General features: G+C 60.4%; 11 protein-coding genes. 4 read left to right on the forward strand and 7 right to left on the reverse strand.

The features are described 5' to 3' along the window. Positions 1 to 24 precede the first annotated feature (24 nt). Positions 25 to 705, forward strand: a complete 681-nt coding sequence (locus G556_RS0100370; RefSeq protein ID WP_028821348.1) for a YczE/YyaS/YitT family protein — start codon at positions 25 to 27, stop codon at positions 703 to 705. Between the two features lie 182 nt (positions 706 to 887). Here G556_RS0100370 and G556_RS0100375 read toward each other — a convergent pair whose 3' ends face one another. The 5 genes from G556_RS0100375 to G556_RS0100395 form a co-directional block, all read right to left on the reverse strand. Continuing rightward, the gene (locus G556_RS0100375; protein WP_028821349.1) at positions 888 to 1496 is read right to left on the reverse strand and encodes an NADPH-dependent F420 reductase; all 609 of its coding nucleotides are present in this window, start codon (positions 1494 to 1496) and stop codon (positions 888 to 890) included. A 63-nt stretch (positions 1497 to 1559) separates the two neighbouring features. Continuing rightward, a complete protein-coding gene (cydC, locus tag G556_RS09640; RefSeq protein ID WP_051176493.1) occupies positions 1560 to 3188 on the reverse strand; it encodes a thiol reductant ABC exporter subunit CydC in 1629 nt (542 codons plus the stop codon). Then, complete coding sequence (gene cydD / locus G556_RS0100385; protein WP_081675455.1) at positions 3185 to 4849, reverse strand: thiol reductant ABC exporter subunit CydD; 1665 nt, start codon at positions 4847 to 4849, stop codon at positions 3185 to 3187. The genes cydC and cydD overlap by 4 nt, the downstream gene beginning before the upstream one ends. 43 nt (positions 4850 to 4892) lie before the next feature. Beyond that, on the reverse strand, positions 4893 to 5972 hold the full coding sequence (cydB, locus tag G556_RS0100390) for a cytochrome d ubiquinol oxidase subunit II (protein ID WP_028821351.1): 1080 nt from the start codon (positions 5970 to 5972) through the stop codon (positions 4893 to 4895). A 14-nt stretch (positions 5973 to 5986) separates the two neighbouring features. Further along, positions 5987 to 7504 carry a cytochrome ubiquinol oxidase subunit I gene (locus G556_RS0100395; RefSeq protein WP_028821352.1) on the reverse strand — a complete coding sequence of 506 codons (1518 nt, stop codon included), beginning with the start codon at positions 7502 to 7504 and terminating at the stop codon, positions 5987 to 5989. Positions 7505 to 7795: 291 nt separating this feature from the next. Between G556_RS0100395 and G556_RS0100400 the strand changes: the two genes are divergently transcribed. From G556_RS0100400 to G556_RS0100410, 3 genes are read left to right on the forward strand one after another with little or no spacing between them, the layout of a single operon-like run. Continuing rightward, positions 7796 to 8371 (forward strand): biotin transporter BioY, encoded by a 576-nt coding sequence (locus tag G556_RS0100400; protein ID WP_028821353.1) that lies wholly within the window; start codon positions 7796 to 7798, stop codon positions 8369 to 8371. Then, positions 8368 to 9087, forward strand: coding sequence for an energy-coupling factor ABC transporter ATP-binding protein (locus G556_RS0100405; protein WP_028821354.1), 720 nt, complete (start codon positions 8368 to 8370; stop codon positions 9085 to 9087). Before G556_RS0100400 ends, G556_RS0100405 begins: the two co-directional genes overlap by 4 nt. Then, the gene (locus G556_RS0100410) at positions 9084 to 9689 is read left to right on the forward strand and encodes an energy-coupling factor transporter transmembrane component T family protein (protein ID WP_028821355.1); all 606 of its coding nucleotides are present in this window, start codon (positions 9084 to 9086) and stop codon (positions 9687 to 9689) included. The genes G556_RS0100405 and G556_RS0100410 overlap by 4 nt, the downstream gene beginning before the upstream one ends. Before the next feature lie 9 nt (positions 9690 to 9698). On the opposite strand, the gene G556_RS0100415 is transcribed toward G556_RS0100410, so the two are convergent. Next, positions 9699 to 10850, reverse strand: coding sequence for a S1C family serine protease (locus G556_RS0100415; RefSeq protein WP_028821356.1), 1152 nt, complete (start codon positions 10848 to 10850; stop codon positions 9699 to 9701). 18 nt (positions 10851 to 10868) lie between these two features. After that, positions 10869 to 14267, reverse strand: a complete 3399-nt coding sequence (locus tag G556_RS0100420) for a PPi-type phosphoenolpyruvate carboxykinase family protein (RefSeq protein WP_028821357.1) — start codon at positions 14265 to 14267, stop codon at positions 10869 to 10871. Between the last annotated feature and the right edge of the window lie 30 nt (positions 14268 to 14297).

Below are 14297 nucleotides of genomic sequence, written 5' to 3' on the forward strand. Positions count from 1 at the left end.
TCTTCTAACTAGTTGGTAGTAGCGATGCTGGAGCTCATCAGGGACCCAAAGCAGTGGACTTGGCGGCCTAACTCTCTCCTGCGACGAATCGTGTTGTGCTTCGTCGGCGTAATGATTGTCTCTTCGGGCACGGCCATTTGCCTGCACGGCAAGACGGGCGCGGACCCAGTCACGGCTCTACAGCAGAGTGTCACCGAGGTGACCGGCCTTTCACTGGCCGTGCTCTCTCCGATAATCAACCTGGTCATGCTGATATTGATCATTCCGTTCGACCGCAGAATCTTCGGCCTGGGCACGCTCATGAACGCCTTGCTTTTTGGGGTGTTCGTCACCGTTTTCCTGGACGTGCTGGAGGGCTTTTACACGTTCGAGTATTCGCTTGGTGGGATGCTCGTGCATCTGGTCATCGGCCTGACGCTGTATTGCCTGGGGCTGTCCATCTACATCAGCACGGACATCGGCCAAGGCGCTGCCGACGGGCTAGCCCCCGTGCTCACCAGGAAGTTCAAGAACGTCAGCTACCGCACGTTCCGGATCGGGCAGGACGTGATTTCCGCGCTTATTGCCCTGATCATCCTGCATTTCGATTTATCCCGCAGCTCCGTCGGCGTCGGGACGCTGATAATGAGCCTGTTCATCGGCGTGATCGTCGATTTCTTCAACAGGACGGTCTCCAACTGGTTGATTAGCTATCTGCGGCTATGAAGGTGGAGGAACGCAAGCGAAGTTACAACAAATTGCAAAAACTACACAACCAAGAAAATGTTGTAATTTGTGTGTAATTTTGTCACTTCTTTTTACAAAGTAGTTACAAAATGCCTATCGAGCATCTAATGCGTGGCTACTAGCGACATTTTGTTGTTACCCAGGCCGGGTTTTTAAGCTGGCTAGGTGGCCAAGATTTCTCTCATTTCAGCCTCGCTCAGGCGCACGCCGAAGATCGGCCCGCCCATCTCCAACATCCGGTTGTTGGCAAATGGTGTTACCACCGGGTCGAAGCCCATGTCGTCGACGAGTTCGCTGATAACTTCGGCGGCGTCCGGGAAGTCGGTGGCCACCACCATCGCGCGACGGTCCGGCGCGCCCTTGGGGCGAGGATCGGACGAATAGTCGTGGTAGCTGAGGTGGTTAATGGACTTCGCGATGTGCATCTTGGGGTTGCGCTCGGCCACAGTCTCGCTGGTGCCGCTTGCCACCCCTAGGCCCTCGGGGGCCCAATCGTTCATCGCGTCGAGCACGATCGTGTCGTCCAGCAGCTCATAGTTGAGCTTGCCGGACTGGCTAATGGGCAGAGCCAGCATGACCACGTCCGCCTGGTTTGCGAGGCCCGCGCAGGTGGACATCTTCGCCTGTGGAATCATGTTTTTCAGCATCATCTCGACGGAGATCGGGTCGGCGACGTCGTTAAAAATGACGTTCCAGCCGCCGTCCGCGGCAGCTTTGCCGACAGCCATGCCGAGCTTTCCGGCACCGATGATTCCGAGGGTTCTTGCCATATCTACCAATCCTTTTAGCCGTGCCCGTTCCAGAGTACCCAACTAAAACTTAGGCTCAATTAACTAACGACGCAGGGCGTTTCCTGCCCAGGTCAGGAGCGAGACCTCGCGCTCGCAGCGCTCAATCATGTCCTCGTCGTGGGTGATGACCAGCAGCGTCGAATCGGAGAGCTCGCGGAACAGGTCGTCGAGCAGCTTGGTGGCGGTCTCGTGGTCGAGGTGCTCGGTCGGTTCGTCCAGAATGACCAGCGACGCCTTAGGCTCGGCAACCAAAATCCTGGCAAGCGCTACGCGCTGCGCCTCGCCGCCGGATAGGGTAGCGCCCTCCTCTCCAACGATCCGCTTCGGGTCCAGGTCTAACCCCGCGCGTTCCAGCGCGGTTTTTACCTGTTCGTCGGTTGCGTCCCGGTTGCCGATTTTGACGTTTTCGGCCAGCGTGGTGGCAAAGATGTGTGAATCCTGCGCCAGGTACGAGATGCGTTCGGGTGCCTCGATGCTGCCCTCGTGAGCCGGAATCAGCCCCATGACGGTGGCGGCTAGGGTGGTCTTGCCCAGGCCCGACGGGCCCGTGATCGCCACCTTTTGGCCCGGTTCAATGGTCAGGTTGATGTCGGAAAGTAGCGTCGCGTCATCGGGCCAGCCCACGGCCAAATCGTTGAGTTTGAGGCCCTCTCGGTCGTCGTCGGAATCGAAGTCGCGGTCGCCGACACCAATGTTTTCTGCCTCCAAGACGTCCAACACGCGAGTCAACGAGTTCTTCGCTCGGGTCAGGGTCTGCCCGGCCTTCGCCAGGTCCGCGAACGACTCGTGCAGAGCAAGCGGTGTCAGCGCTAGAACCGCCAGATCGCGAGCCAGCAGTGTGCCGTCGGCGACGGCCTGCCCGCCAATCAGCAGCGCAGCCGCCACCGCGATGCCCGTGGCGAGCAACTGGAATCCTCCGGCGACGCCCTGCGTCCAGGCGCCTCGGCCCTCGGCCTCGGTCAGCTTGGCGTCCGAACGCTCGAGCTTCGCTAACGCCTCTTCGCCGCGTCCGTAAGCGGTCAAGTCTGCGGCGCAGCGAGCGATCTCTCGCACCTGGTTGCCCATCTCTCCGCGCATCGGCACGGCAGCCCTGTCTGCGGCAAGCGTTGCCCGCTGGGCGAGCCAAGGCACCACGATGCCGGAGAAGATCGAGCAAATCAGCAGCACTATGCCGAAAAGCGGGTTGAAAAGCCCCAGCGCGACGCTGGTTCCGATCAGCACGAACGAAGCCGAACAGAACGGTAGAGCCACTCGAACGATTAGGTCCATGATGGCCTCGACGTCCGCGGTGACGCGAACGAGCAGGTCGCCGTGGCGACCGCCGAGCGTGGTTGTGCGGGCGAGCTTGGAGTAGACGATCTGGCGCAGGCTACCCTGCATCCGAAGCGCTAGGTCGTGGCTGACCAGGCGCTCGATGTAGCGCAGCACGCCACGGGCGATTCCGAAGAACCTCACGCCGACGGCTGCCGCGAGCAGATACAGCACCGGCGGGTGCTCGGCCGCGCGGCTCAGCAGCCAGGCGGAAACCGCCATCAGCGAGATGGATGAGGCGGTGGCTCCCGCAGCCAGCATTAGGGCCAGCGCGAAGCGGCCGCGTCCCTTCGGGATCTTCTTAAGCAGGCCGGTGACGAACTGTAGGACGTTTTGTCCCGCAGAGTTTGTGGCGCTCATTTTGCCTCCGTCGCTTGCTTGAGCCCGACCTCAATCACCTGGTCGGCGAGATTCAAAATGGCGTCTCGGTGTGTGACGATCAGTGCGCCAACACCGCTGGAACGCAGCGAGTCGACAACCCTGGCTTCCGTCTTCTGGTCGAGGCCCGCGGTAGGTTCGTCCAGCACCAGCAGGTTCGCTCCGCCCAATTCGATGCGCAGCAGGGCTCTGGCCATCGCAACCCGTCGCCGCTCGCCCGCGGACAAACCTTCGGCGTCGTCACCGACATGGCGAGACAGATCGAGCAGCTCGCCCCCACTGCGGTCTAGCGCGGAACGCATCTGCTCTTCTGTTGCTTCGGGATCCCCGAGCCTGATGTTGTCGGCGATCGTGCCGTTGATCATTCCCGGCTCTTGGGCCACGTAAGCGATCTGCTCGCGCCAGGCGCCCAGGTTGAGCTGAGACAGGGGAGTGTCGTCAACTGTTATTTGTCCGGAAGTTGGCTGCTCGAAGCCTAATAAAAGCGAGAGCGTGGTGGTTTTGCCGCCTCCGGAGCGGCCGACCATGGCGGTCACCTCGCCAGGGCGAAGCGTCATGGAGAAGTTGGTGAGGGAATCCTCATCTGCATTTGGGTAGCGCATTGTGACCTCGTCAAAGACGATCTCCGCGCTAGTCAGGCTTCCGGGAGCCTCGGTGCCAGAGCCAAGCCCGCTTTCAGCGCGCTCTATGTAGTTGAGCGCCGCGTTGGCCGCTGCCGTGCCATTCGCCGAGTCGTGGAATAGCTGGCCTACCATGCGGACGGGCAAAAACACCTCGGGGGCCAGCACGAGGACGAATAGGGAAGTGGTGAGGTCTACGTGTCCGTAGACGACGCGGAAGCCGATGGTCACCGCCACCAGCGCCACCGATAGAGTGGCCAGCAGCTCCAGCACGCCCGACGATAGGAACGCCAGGCGGAGAGTCTTCATCGTCTCTTTTCTGCTGGCGTCTTCAGAGACCTTCAGGCCCTTGGCCTGTGCCTTGGCGCGCCCGAAGACCTGCAGCGTCTGCAGCCCGGAAACCAGATCGGCGAAATGGTTAGCCAAGCGCGACTGAACTTTGAAGCGGCGATTCACCTGGTCTTGAGTTTTCCAGCCGATCAGCGCCATCATGATCGGAATTAGCGGCACCGTGACGACGCAGATCACCGCGGACTGCCAGTCCGCCAGCAAAATGACCGCGACGACGATGATCGGGATGGTCGCAGCCTTGGCGAGCTGGGGGAGGTATTTGGCGAAGTAGCCGTCGAGCGCGTCCAGCTCCTTGGTCAGCAGCGTGATCAGGGTTCCGGATGGGGTGGACGAATCGGCCGGGCGGGAAAGCCGGGCCGCCATGATGTCTCGACGAAGCTGTGACTTCACTTTGGCGCTGGCTCGGTGGCCGAGCCAGGAGTCGAGCCAGGTCAGGGCGCCTCGTGCGGCGAAGACCAGAATCAGCAGGCCCGCGTACCTAGCGATGTCTGGGAGCATCCCCGGCAGGCCCTCTTGGGCTCGGTCGAATGAGCCGCCAACCGCTTTTGCGATCAGCCAGGCTTGAACAATTGCTAATAGCGATGTGCCGATGCCGGTAAGCACAACGGCGACCAGGAAATTCCTGGTCGCCGTTGCGCGTTGCACCAGCCGCTTGTCTAGTGGCGCAGGCATTATCCCGTTATTTTATCCTTTATTTGGATTTTTTAAATTGTGTTTAGAGGGCACGAGCGGGCTCATGGGCCTCTGTGCTTGGCTCCGGCGGCATATGTTCGACGCTGAGGCGCTTACGGAATACGTAGTACGTCCAGCAGATGTACGCCAGAACAATCGGAACCATGATCGCTGCGAAGATGCTCATGAGCTGCAGGGTCTTCGGGGAGCTAGCAGCCACCGTCAGATCCAGCGTGCCCTCGGCTCCCGAGATGAAGCCGAGAGTACCGTACATCTTCACGAAGACCATCGCGAACAGCGTCGCAGTGGTCAGGCCGGTGCAGGTGAATGCCCAGCCTTCGCGACGAGCCTTGTGGGCGAGCATTGCGCCAACCAGCGCCAGCACCGAGACGATGCCAACTGCCCAGCAAGCGATGGTGCCCCAGCCCTCAATCCACGGGTTGTCCGAGGCGGGGTAGAACACGTTGCCGCAGATGACGAACAGAGCCAGCAGCGCAACTGCCACCCAGCCCATCTTGTCGGTGTAGCCGACAGCCTTCTCGTGGACGATGCCCTTGGTCTTCAGCGACAGGAAGACCGCGCCGTGAATGGTGAACAGAACGACCAGCATGACACCGCCGAGCAGTGCGAACGGCGAGAACAGGCTGAGGAAGCTCTGCGTCATGTGCGGCGGGTTGCCAGCAACCGGCATGCCGATGAAGAAGTTGGCGAAGCCGACGCCGAATACTAGCGTGACGATGAACGAGCCGATGGTGCCGCACCAGTCGAAGGTGTCGCGCCAGCGATCGTCGGGGTACATCGCGCGGTACTCGAAGGAGATGCCGCGGATGATCAGGCCAAGCAGGACCAGGAACAGCGGCAGGTATAGGCCGCTGAACAACGATGCGTACCAGCCGGGGAACGCCGCGAAGGTTGCGCCACCAGCGGTGAGCAGCCAAACCTCGTTGCCGTCCCAGGTCGGGCCGATCGAGTTAATCATTACCCTGCGCTCGGTCGGGTGTTTGCCGATCACGGGGTAGAGCATCGCGACGCCGAAGTCGAAGCCTTCGAAGAAGAAGAAACCGACCCACAGTACGGCAATCAGGATGAACCAGAGAATCATCAGAAATGTTGGATCACTCATTGTTTATCTTCCGATCAGTACGCGAAGTAGACGGTTTCGTCATCTTCTTGGGCCCGCTGCGGATGCTTGAACTCTGGCAGTCCCTTTCCGATGACCCTGAAGAATAGCTTCAGCACCACAACGGCGATGACGCCGTAAACCAGCGTGTAGAGGATCGTGCTGAACAGCACCGCCCCTGCGCTCACGTTAGGCGAAACGGCCGTGTAGGTGGGTAGCACGCCGTAGACGATCCACGGCTGACGTCCCATCTCCATCAGGATCCAACCGAACGAGCTGGCGACCAGCGGAAGGAATGGCATTGCGACCATCGAGGCCTTCCACAGCTTGCCCGTGGGGGTAGGACGGTTCTTGCGCAGTGCGACTAGAGCCCAGATCGAAACGACCGCACCCAGCAGGCCGACCATCATGAGTCGGAAGCTGTAGTAGCTAGCCATGACGTTCGGGACGGGGTCAACAGCCGAGGTGTCGAGTGCGTCAGCGTACTTTTCCTGCAACTGGTTGCGGGTGTTGTCAGCCGCGTAGTAGCCGGACTCCTTGAACTGAGCGGTCAGGTCGGTGATGCCCTTGACCTCAGCGGTGGGATCGTTGGTGGCCAGGAAGCTCAGCACGTACGGCACGTCGAGGCTGAAGACTTCCTTCACCTTGGTGGTGCCGTCCACGCGGTCTTGCGTGTAGATGCCGATGATGGAGAACGGCGCGTTGGTCTTGGTTTCGACCAGACCCTCGGATGCGGCGAGCTTCATCGGTTGGTAGTTGGCCTCAACCTGAGCCTGTACGTGGCCCGACAGCGCGGTGAGGATCGACGCGACCAGAACAACCCAGGCGCCGATCTTGGCGGTCTTGCGCCAAGTCTCGTGCTCTGCCGGGAGTGCCGCGGTGCCAGAGGCGTTGGCCTGGTTGCGGATCTTGGCGAGCTTGGCCATCTTCCAGCCCGAAATGCCCAGCAGAATGCCGCCGGCGATCATGAACGATGCGCCGATGACGTGCGGGAACGTGCCTAAGAAGAAGGGGTTGGTGAGCAACGCGGTGAAGTCGGTTAGCTCAGCGCGACCGTTGTTGAAGGTGGCGCCTACCGGGTTCTGCATCCAGGAGTTCGCGGCCAGAATCCAGATCGCGGAGATGCTTGATGCAGCGGCGACCAGGTACATGACGAAGTTGTGTACCTTCGGCGAGAGCTTGTCCCAGCCGAAGATCCAAACGCCGATCATCGTTGATTCGAGGAAGAAGGCGATCAGAGCCTCAAGCGCGAGCGGTGCGCCGAAGATGTCGCCGACGAAGCGGGAGTATTCAGACCAGTTCATGCCGAACTGGAACTCCTGCACGATTCCTGTCACAACGCCTGCCGCGAAGTTGATCAAGAATAACTTGCTGAAAAATTTCGTGAGCCTCAGCCACTCCTCGTTTTTTGTGCGTACCCACATGGTTTCGAGCACGGCGACGAGCCATGTCATGCCGATGGTAACGGGCACAAAGAAGAAGTGGTAGACAGTCGTAATTCCGAACTGCCACCGGGCAATGACTTGTGCGTCCATGCCGTTAGCGTACACCCTTAGGCATAGTTACGACCAGATTTGCATGATACTCCAGGAAGATTTTCGGGTGGATGGGGGGTCTAGTTAAGTAATAAAAATGTTTGTTGTAGTTCGACGGTCGTATTTTCGTTAGAAATGTCTACCGATATTCGTTAACGAGTTTTCAGTTAGCGAAATTAGTTTCTGCTGTCGTGAAATTTTGTCCAGGTGTTCCGCTTCTCGCCCCTAAATGGGCTTGCCTCACATCTCCCTAACAGTGTTAGGCTTTGATCGGTTTTTGGAAGGAAAACAATGTCTGAAGTTAAATCTGCGCCCGCTATCGGCGCTCGCGATCTTGCGCTGATCGCGGTTTTCGCCGGCGTCACCGCCGCTCTCGGCCTAATCCCGCCGATTCCGGTCGGCCCGGTCCCCGTCACCGCACAGTCTCTTGGCATGGTCCTCGCGGGAGCGGTCCTCGGCCCCAAGCGCGGCGTGCTGTCCATGGCGTTGTTCCTGCTGCTCACCGGCGTCGGTCTGCCGCTTCTGTCCGGCGGGAGAGGCGGAATCGGGGCACTGATCGGCCCGAGCTGCGGCTTCTTCGTCGGCTGGATCGTCATCGCCGGGCTCATCGGTTACGCCACCTATCGCGTCGGCCGTCCGTACAGGACATGGGTCGGAATCGTCATCAACGTGCTCGGCAGCCTGGCCCTCTACCTGTTCGGCATCGCCGGTATGATGGCTGTTGGCAAGATGGCGCTTTCCGCCGCCGTCCTCGCCAACCTGCCGTTCCTGCCTGGTGACGCGATCAAGGCCGTTTTGGCCGCGCTGATCGCGGTTGGTGTGCACCGCGCCGTTCCGGACCTTATGCCCGTGAAAGCCAACAATTGATCGAAGTCAGTAACGTAAGCCATCGTTACCCGGCTAGCGAACGCCTCGTCCTGGACAATATAAATGTGCGCCTGGACGAGCAGCGCATCGGAATAGTCGGGCACAATGGCTCGGGCAAATCCACCTTCGCGAGGCTGCTGAACGGTCTTATCGCGCCGAGCGAGGGCACTGTCAATGTCGACGGTTTTGACACCGTCAAACAGGCCAGCCAGGTTCGCCGTCGGGTGGGGTTCTTGTTCACCTCCCCGGATGCGCAGATCATCATGCCCACCGTTGCTGAGGACGTCGCGTTCAGCCTGCGCAAACTCAAACTTTCGAAGGTTGAGAAGGCGCAGCGCGTCCACGACGTCCTCTCTCATTTTGGGTTGGATGGCTACGGCGACCATCCAGCACAACTGATGTCCGGCGGTCAGAAGCAGCTGCTTGCCCTGGCTGCCGTGCTGGTCACCGAGCCGCAACTGATCGTGATGGACGAGCCAACCACGCTGCTCGACATCCGTAATGCGGCTCGAATCAAACGGGTCATTTCGAGGCTGGAGCAGCGCGTAGTTCTGGTGACGCACCACCTCGATCAACTCGCAGATTTCGATCGGGTGCTCGTCTTCGAGGGCGGGCGAATATTCGCCGACGGTAAGCCGGCAGATGCGCTCACAAAGTATCGAGAACTGATGGAATCGCAGCTCGCTGCCGACGAAGAAGCCGAGGCCAACTGGTGAACGAACTCGGCATTTACCGTCCCGGGCACAGCTTCTTGCACAGGCTGCCGGCGGGCGCAAAGCTGGTTGGGCTCTTCGTTCTGGCCGTGGTGATGTGGCTGGTCATCCGAATCTGGTGGTTGGCCCTGGTGCTCCTTGCGCTCGTCGTGGTTCTCTATTTCGGTTGCGGATTCAAAATGAAAACCGTCTGGCGTCAGATCAGGCCGATGGTCTTGATTCTGGCGTTTATGCTTGTGGCGAACTGGATAGCCAGGGATTTTGCCTGGTCGGTTGGTGTCGTCGCCTCAATCTGTGCGCTAGTGCTTGCTGCCGCGTTGGTGACCCTGACCACGAAAACTTTAGACATGGTCGAAACCGTCGTCAGATTTTCTCGCCCGCTTCGTCGCTTCGGCGTCGATCCTGATCGAATCGGACTGGCGATGGCGCTTGGCATTAGATGCGTGCCGCTAGTCGCGGGGCTCGCAAGGCAGGTACGCGAGGCCCAGATCGCTCGCGGAAACTTGAAGAGCATCAGGGCATTCGCGACGCCCCTTTTAGTATCTGCAATCCACTCCGCGGGCGACATGGGGGATGCCCTAATCGCCCGCGGAGTGGACGACTAATATCGTCTGCTAGTTAACCGGGCTCTCGGTCAGGCTAACCGTAATCTGAATCTTTTTGTCCGCCCGCTCAACGGTCAGCTCCGCCTGGTCTCCTGGGTTTGCGGCGGCAATCGTCTGCAGTAAATCCTTGGCGTTTAGCGCCGCTTTTCCGTTCATTTCGACGATCTTGTCGCCGATCTGCAGGCCGGCGTCGTCCGCTGGGGTGCCGGGAATCACTTGCATGACGACAGGCAGATTCTCGGAGCTCAAAGCGACACCCAGGTACGCGGGCTTGCCGACTCGCAGCTTCTCGTCCTCGTTGCCCGCCTGCACCTGGGTGGCGATCTCGCGGACCCGGTTGATGGGCAGGGCAAAGCTGCGTCGATCCTCGATGTTCTTGTCTTCCTCGGTGCCGGCGGTCGTCATGCCGATCACCTGCATGTTCAAATTGAACGTCGGACCGCCGGAATAGCCCGGAACTGCAGCCGTCGACATGCCGTACAGGCCAGTCAGCTCGTCGGTGCCGAAGCCACCGAAACTCGATTCGACGTTCACAGACGAATTCTTGTCCAACAGGACGCCGCCAGTGGCATGCAGCACACCGCCGCCGCGCGAATTACCCACGCTGATCATCTGATCGCCGACGTACGGCTCCTCGCCGGCGACGATTGTTCTCAAACCAGACGCCCCGCGGAGTTTAAGAATCGCCACATCCTCGTATTGGTTGTAGCCGAGCACATCAGCCGAGTACGTGCGTCCGTCTTCCGCCGATCGAACACGGATGTTAGTCGTCTGGCGCACGACGTGATAGTTGGTGGAGACGATGCCGTCGTCACTAAGCACCAGGCCAGTGCCACTGGAAATCTTGGTGGGCAGATCGGCAGAAACGTAAACAACCCCGACGGTCATAGCGGGGGTCACCGCGATGCTGTGCGGGTTCCTGACCGTCGGGTCGGTCGGTATTTCCGCCGGCAGCACCTGCGAGGGCTGAGCGCCCGTGCGGATCGTCGTGGGACGCGGGCCAAACAGCCAGAATGTTGCGCCCGCGGAAAGAAATACCGCGAGCAGGACGATCAGTGCTCCACGGATCGCTGCTCGTGACGGTTTTTTCTCGGGGGCATAGTAAAAGCCGGACGCCACGAAATCTTGTCTGGTGGGGTTCGATTGCGTGGCGTCCGGCATGTCTACCAGTTTAGCGGGCTAGTGGAAACGCACCTGCCTGCCGATGGTTCCAACAAGCTGCTCGATGCGCTTATCGGACTTCTTGTGCTCGAGCTCGGCCTCCAGATCGGAGATGCGCTTGTTCAACCCTAGACGCTCAGTGGTGTGTTCGTTGTGCGGGTTCTCCACGAACTCGTGCAGGTGAGCCAGGCTCTCCTGCAGGTGCGCGACCTCCTGGCTCTGCTTGGCCACCAGGCGTTCGCGGTACCAGTCGCTGGCGAGGATCGTCTCGCGCTTGAACAGGTCGCGGAACTCGGGGCTGGAGAGCTTCCAGCCTTCGGCGGTCTCACCGTTGGCCATGATCTCCAGCAGACCCTTGAGTGGCGGGCAAGCGAGCTCGATGCCACCGTCGTTGAAGTACGACTGCGCGACGCGCTTGTGCGTGGCAACGATGACCTTCATCGATTCGGCGAAGGTGTCCATGTCTTGCAGCTCCGGCTTGAGCATCTCCTCGGTAAACACGACGTTCGGGTGCAGGAAGATACGCCCAAAGTACGTGGTTGAGAAGCGCATGTTCATGCGGTAGCCGAGCCTGCTGGCCAGCACGCGTTCGCCGTTGTGGTCGAAGTCTTCGAGCTTCTCGAGGTAACCGCCCTCAATCAGGTTTTTCGCTTTGCGCTCGTCAGGACGCATGCGGCTGAACAGTTCGGGCACCAGCATCGAAATGTCGTGGGCAACCTGAACCTTCGGGCCGATGTAACCGGCGGAGCTCAGCCAGCCGTCATAGCCGGTCAGCGCATAGCTCAGCAAGGCGTTGTTGAGGTCAACGATCGGCAGCATCGAGTTGAACGGTGCCTTCGTCAGCGCGCCCTCGGAACCAGCGCCCGTCGTGGACGGCGACTTGCCTGTCATCGACGAGATGAACTCCATGAACAGCTCTGGCAGCTCCATGTAGTGCAGCGGGTTGTAGACACACAACGGCGGCACGCCTGGCTCGGCCGGGTTGTTTCGGCGGCCAGCAGCCACAATGTCCACCGGCAGGGGAGCGAACTCATTGACGCTGACCTTGCGGGCAATGGAACTCGCCAGGTGGGCGGCCTCGGTGGCCTCCGGGTTGGCGACGTCGGGGCGCTCCTGCAGGTAGCGCGGGTTCTTCGAGCGGGTGCCGTTCTGCAGCACGCGGGACATATCCGAGCAGGTCCAGAACTCGGGCTCTGCGTCGGGGCCGGCGTCGACGACGCTGCGGATCAAGTCCTGCATCGGCTTGGTGTACTCGCTGAAGTGCTGCGGGTTCTCGAGGATCTCGAGGGCATCTTCGTAGGTGAGCGCCTCGAAGTTCGAGATGAACGTGCCGGGCTGCGACAGGTCGTATTCGGCCTGCTTGTCGTAGCCGCGAACCACCGCGTCGTCGGGACGCTGGAACAGCAGGTGCTCGCAGTTCTTGACGTACTTGCGGGGCAGGTTGTCCTGGTTGTCGAAGTCCCTAGTCGCCGGGCGGTAGGCGGGGGCAACCGTCGAGGCGGTGATGTCGTCCTCAGTCTGCACCTTTACTGCCGGAGAGAAGTCCGGACGCAGGCTGAACAAGCGCCAGGAGCCGTCGGTGTCGAAGCCGACGCGAAGCATGTTAACGATGATTCGCTCGTCGTCCAGCCGAAGCGCGTTGCCTTCGCGGCCGTTGATGACGCCCGCGCCGAAGTGCTTGCGCCAGTCGTCGCCCCATTCCGGCTCGTAGTGGCGCTTGACCGTGAACACCAGTTCCTTGATGTGGCTCGGAATCGAGTTCAGGAAATCGTTGTACTCGTCGTTGAAGATGCTCGACGGGGTCAGCAGTTTGATGACGGAACCGAGCGAGCGCTCCTCGGAGAGGATCGGGCGGTGGTCCTCACCGTTTTGCTTGGGATCTGCGAAGCGGTTCGAGTAGTCACGCTCCAGCAGTTCCTGGACCGCGTCCATGTCCTTTTCCGGATCTGCGGTGTAAGCGGTGCCGGAGACGAACGCGTCAAGCAGCGACTTGGAGATCTCAGACTTGCCACCGCCGGAAACCGTCGCAGGCTTGTGGCAGTCGGTGGAAAGCTGCGAGATGCCGAACAGCTGCCACTGCCTGGAGTCCGAATCGCGGGCCTTCATGTAGACGCGGTAGCCGTTTGGCAGGAAGTAGGTTTTGTCAGCAAGCAGTTTTAGCTCCTGCTTTGCGCCGTTGATGTCTTTCCAGGTGATCAGTTGATCGCGCATGGAGAATTCTGCGCCGCCCGGAACCAGAACGAAGTCGTGGTTTTGACGGTCACGCGCCCAGCCGCCCTGCTGCATTTCGAAACGCTGCGGGTCGCGCTCGACGATCTCCTTCAGCGTGTAATCCTCGGGCGTGAACTTGTCGTGGTGCTCATGCCCCAGGTTGTAGGCCGGGTAGACGCGGGCGCCACCGGAGTGCTCCTCCTCGGCGCAACCGAGCAGGTTGGCGGAGTAGGAAAGCTGCGTCTTGACTTCCTTCTTGCAGTAGCCGAAGTAGTTGTCGGCGACGATGGTCAAGATCACGCCGCGCTCGTCGCGGATACAAACCTTGAACGCCTTGCCGTCGTTGTAGAGGTCGGCGTCGTTCTTGTAGCACTGGCCGTCGCGACGCTGACGCTCGGTGGCGTCGTCGTAGTGCGGCATGCCCAAGCTCTTCTTGGTGACCTTTGTTAGGTGCGGCGCGAGGATGACGCAGCCGGTGTGGCCCGACCAGTTCTGTGGGTCGAGAGCGGCGTCATTCTCGGGCAGATCTGGGTCGCCAGCGTTACCGAAGATGCCTTCGACGAAGTCGAGGTTGCAGACCAGGCCGCCAGGGGCGATGAACCTGGTTTCCATCGTCTTCTCGTGCGAACCGGGAACCGCGGGCACGACGAGCGGACGCAGGTACAGCGAAACGAAGCAGCCCGCAGGGTCTTCCTCGTTGGCGCTGTAGGGAAGCATCATGTCCTCGGCGGGTGGCTGGAATGCCAACTCGAGGAGCTTAGCGAAGACGTGCTTGGCGACGATGATCTTGTCGTCCGGAATGGGCGAGCCGCCTTCGGCGATGTGGAAGACGCCGGCGGTGGTGCGGCGGTCGTTCTTCGGGTTGTGCAGCACGCCGTTGCGTAGGCGGTAGCTGGCGACCTGCTCGGAGTGAAATTCGTCGCCGCCGCGCGGGAGGCTGAGTTCGCGCGCTAGGCCGGGCTGATCTAGCACCAGGGTGCGTCGGGGAATCTGCGGGTGGATGTCCACGTCGGAAAGGTAGGAATCCACGAAATCTTGAATGCGCTTATCTACAGGCGAGAGGTGGTCGGCCATACGTCGGCCCATCTCGCGCTGACGGGCAATGAGCGGTTCAATTAGCGCCAGCTCGTCCTTATCCAGCGTGTTTAGCTGGAAACCGAGCATGGCTAAGCGAAGGCTGATAGCTGAATGAATATTGGTCGACATGGCTCTATTTTTGCCGATTTGCAGAACGTT

This window comes from Propionimicrobium lymphophilum DSM 4903 (genome assembly GCF_000423485.1).
GTDB classification, from domain to species: Bacteria; Actinomycetota; Actinomycetes; order Propionibacteriales; family Propionibacteriaceae; genus Propionimicrobium; species Propionimicrobium lymphophilum.